Genomic DNA, 17,952 nt, shown 5'->3' with positions numbered 1-17,952 from the left:
GGGACAGCACAATGACAACACAGCTTGAAACCCAATTAGACCCTACCGTTGAAGGCCAGAGTTACTCCTTCTTAGAACAAGCGATTGGTGCGACCAAACAAACGGAAGCTTCGAGAGCGGAAGAGTTAATCAAAACATTAACGGAAGAAGCTTTAAAAGGTACGGTAACGTGGAACAAAAACCTAACCGTGACGTTTCGTGAAGCCATTACCGCTTTGGACAAAAAGATTTCTGAGCAGCTGTCTGCGGTGATGCATCACCCTGAGTTGCAAAAGTTGGAAGGTACGTGGCGTGGTTTGAATTATCTGGTGATGAATTCGGAAACGAGCTCCACGTTAAAGATTCGTATGGTGAGTATGACCAAGAAAGAGCTGCACAAAGATTTGAGTAAAGCAGTAGAGTTCGATCAAAGCCAGGTCTTCAAGAAAGTCTACGAATCAGAATTTGGTAGTGCTGGTGGTGAGCCATATGGTGCGATCATTGGTGACTATGAATTTACGAATCATCCAGAAGATATTGAAACGCTGCGTCTTATGTCGAATGTTGCGGCCGCCGGTTTTTCTCCGTTCCTTTCTGCCGCCTCACCTGCGTTATTTGGTTTTGACGAATGGACGGAATTGTCGAAGCCTAGAGATTTAGAGAAAGTCTTTGAGTCGCTCGAATACACTCAGTGGCGCGCATTCCGTGAAAGCCAAGACTCACGTTTTGTCAGCTTGACGATGCCTAAAGTCCTTGCTCGACTTCCTTATGGACAAGCGACATCACCCGTTGAAGAGTTTGGTTTTGAAGAGTTTTCTGTAGACGAAACCACTGGAATTGCGGTGAATGCACTGCACAACGACTACTGCTGGATGAACTCGTCGTATGTACTAGGAGCGAAGCTCACTGATGCATTTGCCAAGTATGGGTTCTGCACGGCAATTCGTGGCGCAGAGGGGGGTGGCCGTGTCGACAATCTGCCAACGCACTTCTTTATGAGTGACGATGGTGATCCGGATATGAAATGTCCGACCGAAATCGGCATTACCGACCGTCGTGAATCAGAGTTAGGTAAGCTGGGCTTCCTGCCTTTATGTCACTATAAGAACACCAACTATGCTGTATTTTTTGGTGCGCAAACCTGCCAAAAACCAGCCAAATATGATTCGCCAGATGCAACAGCGAATGCTGCGATTTCTGCGCGCTTGCCTTACATGATGGCGACCTCTCGTTTTGCACATTATCTCAAGGTCATGGCGCGAGATAAGATTGGTAGCTTCATGGAAGCAGAAGACGTTGAGTCATGGCTAAATCGATGGATCCTTGGTTACGTCAACGCGTCGGAAGGCGGAGGTCAAGAGATCCGTGCGAAATACCCGTTGGCGGATGCGCGAGTGCAGGTCAGAGAAGTTCCTGGAGCACCGGGCGCTTACAACGCTGTCGCGTGGCTTAAACCTTGGCTGCAAATGGAAGAGCTTACAACGTCTCTGCGTTTGGTAGCGAAAATTCCTCAGTCTGGCGGATAAGAGAGGCTAGGGACTGGCATCAAAAGTCAGTCCCTCATATCGATATGAATTTCATCGAAATAGAGCAACTTTCTCATGATTTACCGACACCAGAGTCTGCTTTGGAAAATGGTATTTGGATGGCGCATTTTCTTGATGCCAAGACATTTACGCAAATGGTGAGCTATTGGGTTGAGATTTCTGGAGCGAAAACGAAACAAGAGTTTGTTCATAGCATCATCAGTGCCATTGAATCTATTGATAGGGAAGTGAGTGCTCAACTGGATGAGATTCTGCATCACCGACAAATGCAAAAGCTTGAAGCGACGTGGCGAGGGTTAAATTACCTTGTGCAGCAGAAAGATCACAATGCAGGGGATCTCGTAAAGGTCAAAGTTTTGTCTTGTACGTGGGAAGAGCTGAAGAAAGACAGCGAGCGTGCGATAGAGTTCGATCAATCAGCACTGTTTAAATTGGTCTATCAAAACGAATACTCGATGCCTGGGGGAGAACCGTTTGGTTTATTGATTGGCGACTATTATCTCAGTGGCGGTCAAAACGCCATGGTGGTTGAAAGAGAAATCAACATATTACGGAAAATTGCGCAGTCGGCAGCAGCGGCGTTTAGCCCTTTCATCATGTCGGTCGAGCCGAGTGTTTTTGGTTCGGATTACTTTGAAAACATCGCGTCGATGACGAACGTTTATGCTCAATTTGAGCAAAATGAATACGTGAGTTGGAAACGACTACGAGCCGAAGAGGATGTTCGGTTTATTGGTTTAACGCTACCCAACCTTTTGTATCGTCAACCATATCAAAGTGACGGCTCGAGATCGGATTCTTTTGTTTACAACGAACGAATTCGAGATTCGCACCAAGATTTGTTGTGGGGAAATGCCGCCTATTCTTTTGCCGCGGTCATTGTTAGAGCATTTCAAGAGCACGGTTGGTTTACACACATACGTGGACATAAAACAGGGGACTACTCTCAAGGTATTATCCAGCCTCCTTCTTTATGTCAGGTTGATTTGCCAGGAAAAGGAGGGCGATATCGCGCTCCTCTTAACTTGAAAATAACGGAAAAAAGAGAGCAAGAGTTGGCAGATTGTGGATTTATCCCTCTGTCTCCCGTCGCTGAAACGCCTTTTGTCAGCTTTAGCTCGAACATCTCTTTGCACAAACCGCAGCAGTTTGCTTCCAAGGGAGCCAGTGTAAATGCACGTTTGTCTTCGATGTTGCAATACACCTTATGTGTTTCAAGAATTGCTCACTATTTAAAAGTGATGGGAAGAGATCGGATAGGCAGCTATCAAGATGCCCAATCGATAGAACGAGATTTTCAGACGTGGCTTCATAAATATACCACTGCGTCTGATGAGGCTTCGGATGAACTGAGAGCAAAATATCCGCTCAACGAAGCCAAAATAAAAGTCACTGAAAAGCTAGGTAGCCCAGGAAAATATTATTCGGTGATCCACCTACGGCCCCATTTTCAACTGGATCAAATGGTTTCATCGATCAAGTTGATTACGGAGCTGTCTCCGGAGCATATTGTATAAGGAATTAAACATGTCAGATTGGCAAGACCACCTCAGTCGAAGCGAGCTCGAACTCGCCAAAGAAGCGCTGATTAAAGAAATCAAATTGGCGCCCAAAAACGCCACTATTCGCAGCAAGTTTATTGAACTGCTATGCATCATGGGCGAGTTTGAGCGCGCGGATGAACAGTTAATGCAGTCCATTAAGTTGTTCCCAGAGTATTTGCCCGGCGCAAGCCAAATTCGCCATCTTGTCAAAGCCGCTCAAGCAAGAAAGGACTTTTTTGCCGGCGCCGCATCGGCGCAATTCATAGAGAGTACCGAAAAACAGGGTGAAACGATTGTTCAGTTCATTTTGGCGCAAAAAGAGAACAACAATCAGGAACTGATCTCGGTGTGTGAGCGTGCAGAGCAATCCCGTCGAGTGCTCCAATTTGAAATCAATGGTGTTCGCTATGAGGATGTGAGAGATCTCGATGACCGTTTGGGCGGCTTCATTGAGCTCTTTTCTTCCGCAGGTAACTATTTCTTAGTTCCGATGGATCATATCCATTACTTGGAGCTCAAACCAGCAACCAACATGTTGGAAACACTATGGCGACCATGTGAGTTCGATATTCAAGGACTTGGCGAAGGTGAAGCTCATTTCCCAATGACGTACGTAGATTCCGAAAGTGGCAACCAAAAACTGGGTAGAGAAACGGACTGGAAAAATGTTCTAGGTACGGAGCATTGCATCGGACAAGGGCAAAAGATGTGGTTAGTTGGTGACAATGCGCTGGCTTTGAGCCAATTAGAACGAGTTGCCTTGGCTGTGGAAACCGAGACTGAATGAGTGAAACAAGTCTAGTCCCATCCCTCATGGATAAACTGACGGACAGTGACCCACTGAGCAGCATTGATAGAGACTTTCCATTAACGCGACATGCGTTGATGGACTCACTCAGACGAGATCTTGAATCACTACTGAACAGCCGTATCAACTGGATGACGTTGTCAGATGAGTTACGTGAAATACAGACGTCTATCTTGAGATATGGGCTGCCGGATTTCTCGTCAATGCCATTTAGCAGCGCGGATGGGCAACAGGTTCTGTGCCAACGAGTGAAAGAGACCATTCAACAGTATGAACCTAGGCTTAACTACGTGTCGGTGGTCATTGCAGAAGACAAAAATCCGATAGATCGAATTTTAAAACTCAGAATCAAAGCCACCTGCATGATTGACAATAACGAGCAGGAGTTGGTTATGGATTCGGAAGTTGAGCCCGTGAGTCTAGGGATAAAACTGAGTAGAGCGAAATGAGTGAAGATTTTCTGAAATACTACAATCGAGAACTCGCGTATTTGCGTCATAAAGGCCATGAATTTGGCGAACAATACCCTAAGATTGCCGCTCGATTGCGAATGAATGATGAAGTCGTTGAAGACCCTCATGTATCAAGACTTCTCGAAGGGTGTGCTTTTCTTTCTGCTCGTATTCGACAAAGCTTGGATAACGCGTTTCCACAGCTAACCGAAGCGTTAATAGGGCAGCTATTTCCCGATTTTCACGCCCCCATTCCGTCAATGTCGATTGTGCAGTTGAAAGGAACGACCTCTTCGTCGTCGGCGTTTACGGTGGCCAAAGGGGAACGCGTCACGATCACGGCACCGGGATACCAAGTGTGTGACTTCAAAACGTGCTGTGCCACACAAGTTCATCCTTTTGATGTCACTGACGCCCAGTTTGAAAATGCCCCTTTTAGTGGCACAGAGTGTCGTACGGAGCTCGCCGCCAAATCAGTGCTCAAACTCGAAATTCAATCGAACAATGCTGAGTTGAGTCTATCCACTCTGGATGATTCATGCCTGCGATTCTATCTGAGCGGTCAACGACAAGCGGCTCTGCAGCTTTATCAACAAATTTTTCAATCCTGCATTGGCCTAAGCTTGGTGCAGGGAGGTCGTTGCAAAAAAGAGCTCACGCCACGTCACATACGTTCATTGGGCTTCGACGACCAAATACAAGCGGTTCCATACAGTAAGCGTAGCTTTTCTGGCACGCGCCTATTGATCGAGTACTTGCACTTCCCGGAAAAGTTTCTCTTTTTTGAGCTCACAGACTTAGATCTTTCCGTCCTCGCTAGCGAACAAGGGAAAGCAGAAATCTGGCTTTACTTTTCAGAGGGCAACGACTGGCTGGAGAAACAAGTCTCTGTCGAAAATATCGCTTTAGGTGCGGTTCCGGTTGTTAATCTTTATCAAGCGAAAATGAAGCCAATGAGGGTGCAAGCCTCTGAATATGAATATCAACTGTATCCAGAGCACTGTGATCCAGAGTCGAGTGAAGTGGTCAGCATTGATGACGTCACGTTAAGAAATTGGAATAAGGTCTTCGAAAACTTGCCTCCTTACTACGCAGGGACGCATACCCACTATCAAACGCAATATGATCTGTTCTGGTTAATGCGTAGAGAAGATAGAAACTGGGCTGGTGGTTTTGATGAACCTGGGCGGGAAGTGTTCGTATCACTGGTTGACCGCAAGCATCAATTATTTGCCCCTGATGCAAAAGAAAGTTGGTTGATGTCGATCGACACGTGGTGTTGCAATCGTAATCTCCCCGCCAAAATTCCGTTTGGTGGAGGGCTTCCTCTGGTCACAGTGCCCGAGAGTCAGGACAATTTTAGTCGCGTTCGTTGCTTGACCACGCCAACCGAAACTATTCGCGCGGAAATGGATGAGACGACTCGATGGCAGTTTGCCAAACTCATTACATTGGATCATTTCTGTAATCAACAAGGAGCGGAAACGCTCAAGCAAATCTTGAACTTGCTGGCTTTTAGAGGTTCGCCAGAAACCAAAGCATTGATCGATTCAATTAAAGGGTTGTCGACACAGATGACGACTGGGCGCGTGGTACAAAATGGCCGAGTAGGTTTTTGCCACGGCAGCGAAATCGCCTTAACAATTTCCGATCAGATTTTGTCTCGCGAACAGATCTTTTTGTTAGGAAACGTGCTATCGAGTTACTTCTCACAATTCGCTGAAGTGAACACGTTCACGCGGCTGCTTATCAAGCTTTCCTCCACTGGGGAATTATTCCATAAATGGCCATCGATGGCGGGAGAGAGAGAGCTATTATGAAAAGTGAAGATTTTCTCGCTGAGATTGAATCGCTACCTCTCTTTACCGCGATACATTTGATAGAGACTCATCTACTGCAGGCAGATAGTCATCTGGGTTCTGATGTGTTGCCAAAGAATGAAAAAATCCAACTTACAGTTTCTCAACGTTTAGGCTATGAAGCGAGAAAGCTGATAAATGTCGTACCAAATAGCCAGAGCAAAAAATTAACCTTACATACCAACATCATCGGTTTAACCGGCGAGCAGGGGGTACTGCCGAGTCATTACAGCGAACTGGTTATGCAAAGAGCGCGTGAAAATGACACGGCTATGAAGGATTTCTTCGACATTTTTAACCACAGATTGCTCTCTCTCTACTACCGGTGTTGGCAGTCATATCAATTGCCTGCACAACTGCGAACGCAAGATAAGAAATCGGCCTCGTCGCCAATTCAGATCGTCCTATCCTCTCTGACAGGCAACCAGGACGATGAAGCGATTTTCTTCGGAGGTATGTTTACGTCAAAGCGTCGAAGCCGTGCATACATCAAAAGCGTCATTGAGTTTTATACCGGATGTGATGTGCGTTTGCATGAGTTCAAAGGTCGCTGGTTTGACATTAGTGAAGCAGAGCAAACTCGCCTTTGCAGCCGTAATAGGCCGGAAGGGCAGCACGCACAACTGGGGTTGGGAGCAATGCTTGGTAAGCAAAGCTGGAATATGAGTTCCGGCTTTGATGTTGAGTTGATTGCAAAAGACCCTGATTCATTGGCGGCGCTGCTCCACACCGAACGATTGAGTGAGACCAAGCGTTTGATGTGCCGCATGTTAGGGACGAGTAAGCGTATTCGTTGGACTTTAACCGCTCGTATAGCACAACTTCCTAGCGCTAATTTAGCAAAAGGGAGAGGTCGATTAGGTAAAGGCAGTATCTTAATGCCGAGCCTGTCGAATGCAAATAAACAAATAACGATAACAATTTAAAAAGGATTTAAGAATGGCATCTCTTTCACTATCCGCGTTAGTTGACAAGTTAACCCCTGAAGCGAAAAGAGCATTAGAGCAAGCCGCCGCTTTGGCGAGCTCAAGAACCCACCACAGCATCGAAATGACTCATTGGCTGCTGACGCTAGTGCAAAGCGCTGGGCCTGATGAAATCGAACTGTATCGTTCGTTTAAGGTTGATCTGCACCAATTGCAGACGGATCTCTCTTTACAATTAGAGAAGTACAAAACGGGCTGCCAAACAGTGCCAGGGTTGTCATCTCATACGGTCACCATATTACAGAATGCGTGGATGACAGCGACGATCGCGTTTGAAGCAGAAAAAATTGCTGCCGTTCACCTGCTTCATGCCTTCCTCTCTGACGACACGTTGTTTGCTCTATCTTCGACTGTGAGCAAAGAGCTAAGCAAAATTCAACCTAGTGCGCTAATCGAATACGCACAGACTCATGTTGAAATGGCTAATGATCTACCCAACCACAAGGCTTCGACACAAGCGTTGGACCAATTTACGATAGATCTGACAGAGCAAGCAGAGTTGGGGCAAATTGATCCGGTGATTGGTCGCGATGATGAAATTCGGCTGATGACGGATATTCTTCTGCGACGCCGTCAAAATAACCCTATCCTGACGGGTGAGGCGGGGGTAGGTAAAACCGCCGTTGTCGAAGGACTTGCGCTAAAAATCGCTCAAGGGGATGTGCCTCCCGCGCTTAAAGCAGTGAGAATTAAATCGCTTGATTTGGCGCTACTCCAGGCCGGTGCTGGTATGAAGGGCGAGTTTGAAAATCGATTGAAGAACGTGGTCAAAGAAGTCAAAGAGTCTGCGGTACCTATCGTACTGTTTATCGATGAAGCGCATGGATTGATTGGTGGAGGGGCGCAGGCTGGTCAAGGTGATGCTGCGAACATACTTAAGCCCGCCCTAGCCAGAGGGGAGCTACGCACGATCGCCGCAACCACATGGGCTGAATACAAAAAATATGTTGAGAAAGACGCGGCTCTGGCCCGTCGTTTTCAAGTGGTTAAAATAGAGGAACCTTCACCTGAGTTGGCGATAGAGATGCTGCGTGGCCTCGTTCCTGTCATGGAAAAACATCATGGTGTCCACATTACTACCGAAGCACTAAAGGCCGCTGTCTTTCTTTCTTCTCGCTACATTAGCGGTCGTCAGTTGCCAGACAAGGCGGTATCGGTTTTAGATACCGCGTGCTCTCGTGTTGCTTTGAGTCAAAACTCGATACCAGGGCTGCTTGATCAGAAATACAAAAAACGTCTAATGATAGAAGCTCAACAACTTCAGCTCACCAATGAACTTGCATTTGGTCATTCTCATCAAACAACCCTTGATGAACTAGAAAGTAAGTTGTCGCACCTTCGAAGTGAAATCCACCAACTAGAGACAACGTGGCGAGATGAAGAAGGCGCAGTCAAACAGGCCAAAGCGCTCCGTGATTCCATTTTGGCAGAACCGTCGGCAGAGAAAGCCAATCAGCTGCAATCCATTGAACAGCAGTTATCGTCTAACCCGATGCCTTTGGTGTTTTCGCATGTTAACGAAGCCCTAATTGCTGAAATTATTGCAGGCTGGACAGGCATACCGTTAGGCAAACTAAAAAGCGATGAAATAAAAGCGATTCTAGACTTACAGCAACATCTGCAAGAGCGAGTGGTCGGCCAAGATCACGCGTTGAGTAAAATGGCGGAAGTGATCAAAACCGCGAGAGCGCAGCTCAATGAAGAATCAAAACCTAACGGTATTTTTTTCTTGGTAGGCCCAAGTGGTGTCGGTAAAACGGAATCTGCATTGGCCATTGCTGAGCAAGTTTATGGTAGTGAAGAGAACATCACCGTCATTAACATGTCTGAATTTAAAGAAGAGCATAAAGTCTCATTACTGCTGGGCTCTCCTCCGGGCTACGTTGGGTATGGCGAAGGGGGGGTGCTAACGGAAGCCGTAAGAAGAAAACCTTACAGCGTCATATTGCTTGATGAAATGGAGAAAGCCCATCCGGGTGTACAGGATATTTTCTATCAGGTGTTTGATAAGGGGATGATTAAAGACGGTGAAGGGCGAGACATCGATTTCAAAAACACCATCATTATCATGACTTCAAACTCTGGAACGGAAACAACAATGGAGTTATTCCAAGATCCAGAGCTTGCTCCGGATCCGGAGGCACTCAAAGAAGCGCTACGAGACGATTTGTTACAGGATTTCAAGCCCGCTTTTTTAGGTCGAGTGAATGTCATTCCTTATATCCCTTTGCATCGTGATGTTTTGGAGAAAATCACCGCGTTGAAACTCTCCAAAATTCAGAAGAGGATAAAGACAAACTATAAAGCAGAAGCAGTGATCAACGATCGCTTAATTAATAGTATTGTTGACAGCTGCAATGAAACGGGCAGTGGCGCGCGTGCTCTTCAAAATGTGATTGAAAATAAGGTGTTGCCTAAAATATCTGAAACCGTATTAAATGCCATTCTTAATGACATAAGAATTAATAGAATTGAGATAGAAGGCGAAGTTAATGACTTGTCTATCTCAATCGTCTAATACTTTTTTATGATTTTTAGTTAATTGAGAATTTCATCTAACATGTTTAACAGATGTTCGTTATTCACTACTAAATAGCGAGCATCTCAGTTATAAAAGTGTGTATTTAATTTTACCTATTTAATACATTTATTATTAATTCTAAAGTTCTTATTCTAGTAAGAAAATCTGACTCTTTTTTGAGTTTTATTAATCAAATGCTATAGGAGACTAGCATGCAGTCAAATACCTACCTGAAATATGCTGATATTAAAGGTGAAGCTACCGCAGAACAGTACAAGGATATGATTACTCTTCTTTCAGTTGATTGGAGTGTAGGTCGTGAAATTTCTTCTTATACTGGTACCGCAATGGATCGTGAAGCAAGCTCTACTCGTCTTTACGATATGACCATTACCAAACTTCAAGACAAAGCATCCCCAGATCTGTTCAAAGAAGCCACGATTGGTAAGGGCAAACCCGCTGTATTCCATATCACTAAGCAGGGTGAGAAAATCGAAGAAATCATGAAAATTCAACTAACTGACGCCATGATTTCTAACTATGCAGTGTCAATTCAAGATGACCGTCCAATTGAAACAATCACGATCTCTTACACAGAGATGATGATGACTGTGACGCCTACTGATGACAAAAACAACACATCTGCTCCGTTGGTATACGGTTACAGCGGTGTTAAAGGTCAACAAATGTAAATCATTTGGAGGGTTCGAAAGTGCCCTCCTTATTTGTTTATAAAGAAGTTTGTAATGAAAAAAGCAACTCAAGATAATAAATTTATAAATATTTCCACGCCTTATGGGAAAGATGCGATTATTCTCAATTCTTTTGAATATAGAGAAGAAATGTCAGAGCTATTTTCATTGCGAGTTTATGCTTATTTTAATGGTCAAAAAGGCGAACTGAATCAAATCGTGGGTCAGCCAGTTATTATCAAAATGGATAATAACAGCCAAGTGCTGTTGGAACCGAGATACTTCCATGGGTTTGTTGCAAAGGCGACACTAGCAGGAAGTCGAGTGACCAAATTTGAAGATGGTGAAAACTACAAAAATATTGAGCTTGTTGTTGTGCCAAAATTGAATTTTGCGAACTACAAAATCAACAGCAGAATTTTTCAAAATAAAGATATAAAAGAAATTATTTCATTAATTCTTGGTGAGCATGGCGTCGACTTTTCTTTTTCTCTGACCAAAAGCTATGCCAAGTATAACTACAAAGTTCAGTACGAAGAATCGGATCTACAGTTTGTTAAAAGACTCTTATCTGAGGAAGGGCTGTCGTTCTGTTTCAGCCATACTAAATCTTCACATGTGATCGAGATATTTGATGATGCCAGCTATTACAAGCCAGGTGCTGAGTTTTTAATTGATTTCAATTCAGGTACCGCAGAGTTGGGCCATATCTCTTCGTGGCATGAAGCTCAATCGATGGTGATCATGCGTAGTCACAAAAGTGGTTATGACATGAAAAAGCCAGCTTCACACCCCAACAATACAGCAAAAGGGAGCGAGTCCTTATTTACCGTTCCGAGCAGCGAGCATTATGAATATCTGGGTGAAGCGGAGTCAGGTGATCAGTACAAAACGAGAAATACTCACACGATCGAATCATTACAGCAAAACGCATACGTTTGTTCTGGAGAGTCGAGTTGTCGTTCCTTTGCGGTCGGCAGAAGTTTCAAATTTGGCAAGCATGAAGACCCTAGCCGAATCGGCAAAGAGTTTGTGCTCTCATCGATTGTGATCAACGCTGCTGTTTTCAACCAAGTAGGTCATGGTGGCCCTTCAAATCAAGGTGTTAGGACTTACTTTACCTGCATTGAGTCAGGGAAAGTGCATCGTCCGGCGGTTAACTTTGTGAGGCCCGTTATTCGCGGAATCCAAACTGCGGTTGTGACAGGTAATAAGCAAGGTGAAATCTACGTCGATAAATATGGGCGGATAAAAGTTCAATTTCACTGGGATCGTGAAGGTAAGTTTGATACGACGAGTTCGTGCTGGATACGTGTCGCACAACAAATTGCAGGGAATGGCTGGGGAAGCTCGTTCCTACCAAGAGTGGGGCAAGAGGTCATCGTTGAATTTATCAATGGGGATCCGGATCAGCCAGTGGTGACAGGGTCGCTTTACAATGGGACGCAAGCGCCACCTTTTTCGTTACCAGAGAAGAAGACCCAAAGTGGTTACCGTAGCCAGTCTGTAGAAAAAGGAGCGAGCAACTTCAACGAATTACGCTTTGAAGACAAACCGGGTGAGGAGCATGTCTATCTTCATGCGGAAAAGAACTTTCAAATGGTCATCGAAGATTCCGCTGATGTCCTAGTTGAAAACAATAAGACCCAGAAAATTACCAACAACCTAACGGAGGAGGTTGGACAAAACGTCTCTGGGAAGATTGGGAAAAACTATTCACTCGACATTGGCGAAGTCCTCTCTCTCACCGCAGGCAAAAGCATCGAAATTAAAGTGGGCGGCGCTTCGATTCAGATGTCGAGTTCGGGGGAGATCAATATTAAAGGCAACAAAATAGCCATTAATGGTGCCTCGATTGCCTTAAAAGCTGGCCAGATTTCACTGAACTAGGAAGAACACATGGGTAAACCTGCATCTGTCATTGGTTGTTTTCACGTCTGTCCGAAAAAGACAGGGAAGATTCCCCATGTTGGCGGCCCTGTCGTCACGGGCTCACCGAATGTAAAAATAGGAGGTATACCTGCTGCGAGAGAAGGAGACAAGCTGATATGCGTTGGTCCTCCCGACAGTATTTCAAGCGGTTCATCGTCAGTAAAAATTGACGGCAAGCCAGCCGCTCGGATGGGTGATAGCACTTCTCACGGTGGCAAAATATTGGTTGGTGTCCCTACAGTGTTGATTGGAGATTAGATGGCGCTCGAACTCAATCCACACGCGGTTTATGTTGGTTCTCACAATCTGGCGACTCAAGAAAATTTAGGAACGATTGAGCCACCTCAGTGGTGCGATGATCTGTTTTATTCTGGAAATAGCTATAAAACATTCGCACATCAATCAGCGTCTCTATTGGTTCGTTTGCAGGAGCTGATTGCGCATTATTCAGCAGACATTTCTAGGATCCCTACACAAGCGACGATTTTCTTCTTGTTACCTGAACTAGCGACGCAAGATGAGGTACTAAAGCTGGTGAAGAAACTCAACAAGGTACTGGGTGACACGTCTAGCGGTCAGCGTTCTATATTTTGTTACCCCTATGGGACTGCCTCTTTTTTGGTTGCCTTCGAGCGTATCATGCATTGTCTTGAGCGCCATGAGTGCTGGGTGTTGTCCGTGGATACCTCGTCTCTATTTTGTGTAGGCAGTGAATATCAACTTTTTGAAGACATAAAAACGGATTCATTACTCTTGGTGCACATTGCACGTTCTACATACGGTCTAGAACCTTCGAAAGTTCAGTTTGACCGTTATTCCAGTCACTACGAAAGTGGCACTCCCAGAGTGATGGCGTCGTTGTCTCAAATGTGTCAAAGAGAATTAACGGAACTCATGTTACCTCTAGACGGTGCTGATATGCCTATTTGGCATTCCCAACTACACCGTTTTTCGCCTTGGGTAACAGAAAACACAAGCTATTTGTTCTCCAGCACATTGGTGGGGCAACTTGGTGCTGGAACCGGGTTATATAAGGCGCTTCATGCCTATCAAAAACAGTTGCAAGATCCACATAAGCCCTTTCATGTCTTACAGATTGATGCTGAAGAGCAGGGGTTAGCTGTGGGTATTTTGTATCGTTGGAGCAGTCGTTCGGAAGATAAGTAAATGAATGGACAACGGATAGTCAAAATCTCTGCCTACGATGGATCGTTACACTATTTCTCAGACCAGCCAATCGCTGAAGGGAAGACACTGCACTTCTCGACAGAATTGGTTGCTCAACAGTTTGTCGAAAAATTTAAGCTTGCTTCGTTAGAAGACATAGCTGAGGTAAGCGGTTGGTTGGGCGATCATATACCCCAAAGTCCCTTTCGCGATGAAAAAGTCTTCGAAGATTACGTCGCGTCGCTGAGTGCGGCACTGGCAGCAAGAAGGCTGCATGTCGTTCAGTTTGAAAGCGTGACGCCAGCATCATTAAAACCAACGATTTTAACACCACCACCTCAAAACCAAGAGTCAAAACCCGCGTCAGATGGGAAAACAGAGAGCCAAACCAGTGATGACAAAACTTGTGACGAAGCGCAAGCCGAAAGCAGTAAACATCATGAAAAAGCCGGCGATCCGGTTTCTATGGTGACGGGTGAAGAAATCCTAACACTGTGTGACTTAACACTTCATCATCGCATGAGTTTTTCTCGCACCTATCGTTCCTCATTTTGTCTTTTAGACACTGGCTTAGGACATGGTTGGCGACATAGTTTCGACTACCAGATGCACGACGTACACTCTGAAAAAGGATCGCTTACGGGGTGGCATTTTTGCGATGAGATGGGCGACGTCATTGAGTTTCCCGCCGTGAATCAAGGTGCGGTGAGTTATCAAACTTACGTAGGAGCAAGTTGCTTTCATCACGAAAATGGTTATTTGTTGGTCACGTTGGCGAATGGTACCCAGTACAAGTTTGAACGGAAGAATGATACTTGGTTAATTAAACAAATCAGAACGACAGCGATTGATTTAATTGATCTGGATTATTCCTCAAAACAGCGTTTGGTAGGCATTCGCTATAACAAACAGCACTGTGCAGAGCTTCAATATGATCGAAGAGGCCATCTGGTTGAAGTCCGGCTCCCCGATTCCGGGAAGGTGTTGGCGAGCTATCAATATGACGCGCAAGACAATTTAACGGCGGCAACCAATCAGCATGGTCAAACAGAAAGCTACTTCTACTCAGAGAGTCATTTGCTCAAACGAAGGCAGCGTCAATCGGGATTTAGTCACTATTTCGAGTGGTCAACAGAAGGGCCGGAAGCCAAATGTCTTCGTAATTATGGCGATGACGGTACTTACGATTATCAATTTCACTACCAAGATGAAACGTCAAGTTATCGCGATACCTTGGGGCATCAATGGTCATTTGAACACAATGCCCATGGCAAACTAAGCTCAAAACGCAGCCCAGAAGGCCGAGAGTGGCGCTGGGAATACGACGACAGCGGACGACTCGTGCGCGCGATACAACCCAGCGGTGAGACAGTGTGCTACCAATACAATGCGTATGGTCAGAAAACAAAAGCGCGTCATTCCAGTGGGGCCACGACAGGTTATCAATACAACGCACTCGGCCAGCAAACAGCCATTCGTTATCCAAACGGCTCATTAGAGCAACGCCAGTACAATATATTAGGTTTACTGACGGCTTTGTGCGATTCAAACGGTAAACGGACGGATTGTCGTTATGACAAGTTTGGCCGTGTTATCGAACGTAAAGCATCGGATGGTGAAAGCCATCAATGGTGGTGGAATGATGCCCATCAGATGATCGCTCATCAAGCCAATCAAACATTGCTACGCTACAGTTACAACCAAGAACATCGGCTCGATGGCATTGCATATCCCAACGGAATGGTGACCGCATTTGAGCATGATACCAATGGCCATCTGACCAAAACCGTTACCTACAGTGAAGAGGATGACCTACAGCATGAAGTCCGTTACCGATATGATGAATGCGGGCGAGTAACACACCTTATTACCCCTGCAGGAACGAGCACGATTGAGTGGGGTTTGCTGGCACAGCCTAATGCAATCATTCGCCCTGATGGGGGAGAGCTTGCTTTTCGGTATGATGGAGAAAGGAACCTCGTTGGAATTTCTCGCAGTGACGCATGTGATTTTCTGTTTACGCTGTCACCAGACGACTATGTCACTGAAACGCAGAATTTTGATGGTGTCACTACTCAGTATCACTATGATTTAGCCGGAAGACTCTCCCGTTTAGAAAGTGGCGAACGTCAAGTCGTCTATTCCTATGACGCAGAAGGTAATCTTTGTCTGGTCAAGGCGGGCGCGACACATGGTGTGTCGGAAAACCGATACCAGTTTAGCCACGGGTCGCAACTGCGTTTGGCAACCAACCAAGCGTGCACTATTCAGTACCGATACTCGTCTGGTGGTCAGCTATCTCAACAAATTCAGGGGCAGCACAGGATTGGTTATCACCATAACGCATCAGGGCAACTTAGCCAGTTGCTTCTGGCAGATGGTAGCCAAGTGAACTATGCGTATACCGCGTACGGTCAATTAGCGGCTATTTCAATGGGTGAGAAGCCGCCTTGTGTGCATTTTGACTATGATTCCATGGGGCGAATCTGCTCGGTTTACTATGGACAAGATCAAGAACAGAAACGGTTTGATGGTATTGGCCGGCTGTCTCAACAACAGTGGAACAACCGAAGCAGAAAATACCACTATGATACCGCTCACCAGCTCGCCATTATTATCGACAGTGTACAGGGTGCATCACATTACCAATACGACAGCCTAGGTCAGCTCACTCGCGCCAAAACCGCGCATCAGGAAGAAACCTACCGATTCGACAGTTATGGCAATCCAAGTGAAGCGGATTGTCTGTTAATGGGTGACAGATTGGTGGAACACAATGGTTGGCGCTTCCAGTATGACGCTCATGGCAATCAGATTTGTGCAGAGGGCGAGGGGAACGCGCAGTATCGATGCTTCAACGCACTCAATCAGCTCGTACAAGTCGACAGTGATGGGGTACTTTCTCATTTTGAATACGATGCGTTGGGGCGTCGTAGTCGCAAAGTGACAGAAACTGGCACCACCGAGTTTATCTGGCAGGGGAGCCAGTTAATTGGCGAGTATCACAACGGAAAGTACCGTTGGTATTTGTATCTACCCAACAGCCACACGCCAATCATGCTGGTGGAGGATGAGCGATGCTACTTCTACCAATGTGACCAAATTGGCACACCTTTGGCTCTGGTGGATGAACAAGGCTCCGTTGTTTGGCAAGCGCGTTACGACACATATGGACGTGCGCACATTGAGGTGGAGAGCGTTGTCAACCCGCTCCGTTTTCAAGGGCAATATCACGACGTGGAAACAGGGCTACACTACAACCTTGCCCGTTACTACGACCCCAGAGCCGGGCGCTTTATTCAGCCAGATCCGATTGGGCTTTTAGGCGGCATAAACCACTATCAATACGCCCCAAATCCGGTGATGTGGGTAGACCCGCATGGCTTATGTGCCAAAGAGGACTCTCCTGCAATAAAAGCCGGCGTGAACGATACCCAGCCGCAACAGACAATGTTTTACGCGATGGGTTCAGGCAATTACGCCAGTGTGGTGAAAACAGCCAGCCCGACTTATCAGTTGCATGCCATAGCGCCAGACGCTGTTCAGCAAGTCGGCATTGATTATGCGTTGGGTGCGACAGAAATGCTGGCGGCAGGTGCTTACAACACAGCCGTTGACGCGGTGGCTGGCTTAGCTGGGTTAGCGCAACTCGCATTTGGTGATTTAGAGCAATCTTCTGCGCTCATTCAATCGATTCAAGAGAAATATAGCTATGTTCCGCAGTCTCGGGGCGCACATCAAATTATTAACAACGTATCTGGATATGTTGAAGCCTATGCAGATACAATGGAAGGGCTTGGGAGTGCAACACTAGAACATACAGGTTCCCCCCTGGCGGCAACACTCGTGCAGTTAGCCCCAGAAATAGTGATGACTGCTTGGGGCGGTAGAGTTGCAATGAGGTCTGTTGGGAAAGGTGTAGTTCCAAACAAGGCTTTAGTATCTCCTGCAGAAGTTAACTGGAATAGTTCCAGAGCCTTGGGTATGGAAATCAGTGACCCAAGAGATTATGCAGTTGGCCAGCAAATGTTTGAATCTTTGCAACAAGCGGGAGTGTCCCCAGATAGGGCATTGCTTATGTCTAGGGATATGTTGGAGTCTGGCGTAGATTTACCTTCTACGGTATCACTACAGCAAGGTGATCAACTATTTAAGCTAGTTCCAACTGGGGCTCCACCGAGTGGGTCAACTCCATACTTTGTGACCAGGGATGTACTGGAGCGTTTGCCTAATAACCCTCAAGCTATTGGAGAAATGCTTGGATTGCCACAAGTTCCAAGCAGTTTTGAGTTATATTCAATTACGGCAAAAAGTAATGTTGATGTTTTCCAAAGCCAGATTGCAAAATTCTCTGTTAACAGTGGAGAGTATTTGAGAAGCGGCGGAGAGATTCAAACATTAGTGACAAGACGTGATTTATTTACAGAAGCTCAGCCTTTAAATCGTTACATAACGGGTCAATGAT

At 45.8% G+C, this 17,952-nt stretch carries 12 protein-coding genes; all 12 read left to right on the top strand.

From position 1 onward, the window contains the following. Window positions 1-11: 11 nt before the first annotated feature. The 12 genes from tssC (CIK04_RS08265) (at window position 12) to CIK04_RS08210 (ending at window position 17,951) form a co-directional block, all read left to right on the top strand. Window positions 12-1,505, top strand: a complete 1,494-nt coding sequence (gene tssC / locus CIK04_RS08265; RefSeq protein ID WP_038941142.1) for a type VI secretion system contractile sheath large subunit — start codon at window positions 12-14, stop codon at window positions 1,503-1,505. Next, the gene (gene tssC / locus CIK04_RS08260) at window positions 1,436-3,043 is read left to right on the top strand and encodes a type VI secretion system contractile sheath large subunit (protein ID WP_097352391.1); all 1,608 of its coding nucleotides are present in this window, start codon (window positions 1,436-1,438) and stop codon (window positions 3,041-3,043) included. The genes tssC (CIK04_RS08265) and tssC (CIK04_RS08260) overlap by 70 nt, the downstream gene beginning before the upstream one ends. 10 nt (window positions 3,044-3,053) lie before the next feature. Beyond that, the gene (locus CIK04_RS08255) at window positions 3,054-3,857 is read left to right on the top strand and encodes a type VI secretion system accessory protein TagJ (RefSeq protein WP_097352337.1); all 804 of its coding nucleotides are present in this window, start codon (window positions 3,054-3,056) and stop codon (window positions 3,855-3,857) included. Next, complete coding sequence (gene tssE / locus CIK04_RS08250) at window positions 3,854-4,327, top strand: type VI secretion system baseplate subunit TssE (RefSeq protein WP_038963288.1); 474 nt, start codon at window positions 3,854-3,856, stop codon at window positions 4,325-4,327. Before CIK04_RS08255 ends, tssE begins: the two co-directional genes overlap by 4 nt. Beyond that, window positions 4,324-6,150 (top strand): type VI secretion system baseplate subunit TssF, encoded by a 1,827-nt coding sequence (gene tssF / locus CIK04_RS08245; RefSeq protein WP_097352338.1) that lies wholly within the window; start codon window positions 4,324-4,326, stop codon window positions 6,148-6,150. The genes tssE and tssF overlap by 4 nt, the downstream gene beginning before the upstream one ends. Further along, the gene (tssG, locus tag CIK04_RS08240) at window positions 6,114-7,115 is read left to right on the top strand and encodes a type VI secretion system baseplate subunit TssG (protein ID WP_325205703.1); all 1,002 of its coding nucleotides are present in this window, start codon (window positions 6,114-6,116) and stop codon (window positions 7,113-7,115) included. The genes tssF and tssG overlap by 37 nt, the downstream gene beginning before the upstream one ends. Window positions 7,116-7,128: 13 nt before the next feature. Next, a complete protein-coding gene (gene tssH, locus CIK04_RS08235; RefSeq protein ID WP_097352340.1) occupies window positions 7,129-9,693 on the top strand; it encodes a type VI secretion system ATPase TssH in 2,565 nt (854 codons plus the stop codon). Window positions 9,694-9,908: 215 nt separating this feature from the next. After that, window positions 9,909-10,388, top strand: a complete 480-nt coding sequence (locus CIK04_RS08230; RefSeq protein ID WP_011081383.1) for a type VI secretion system tube protein Hcp — start codon at window positions 9,909-9,911, stop codon at window positions 10,386-10,388. 54 nt (window positions 10,389-10,442) lie between these two features. Continuing rightward, window positions 10,443-12,278: a type VI secretion system tip protein VgrG gene (gene tssI / locus CIK04_RS08225; RefSeq protein WP_038941134.1), complete on the top strand. Its 1,836-nt coding sequence runs from the start codon at window positions 10,443-10,445 to the stop codon at window positions 12,276-12,278. A 9-nt stretch (window positions 12,279-12,287) separates the two neighbouring features. Further along, a complete protein-coding gene (locus CIK04_RS08220; RefSeq protein WP_097352341.1) occupies window positions 12,288-12,578 on the top strand; it encodes a PAAR domain-containing protein in 291 nt (96 codons plus the stop codon). After that, window positions 12,579-13,487 carry a hypothetical protein gene (locus tag CIK04_RS08215; protein ID WP_039537692.1) on the top strand — a complete coding sequence of 303 codons (909 nt, stop codon included), beginning with the start codon at window positions 12,579-12,581 and terminating at the stop codon, window positions 13,485-13,487. It abuts the gene before it with no gap. Beyond that, complete coding sequence (locus tag CIK04_RS08210; RefSeq protein ID WP_097352342.1) at window positions 13,488-17,951, top strand: RHS repeat-associated core domain-containing protein; 4,464 nt, start codon at window positions 13,488-13,490, stop codon at window positions 17,949-17,951. It abuts the gene before it with no gap. The last annotated feature ends 1 nt before the right edge of the window (window position 17,952 follow it).

This window comes from Vibrio sp. 03_296 (genome assembly GCF_002265885.1).
This window is presented reverse-complemented; position numbering and strand designations above follow the sequence as displayed.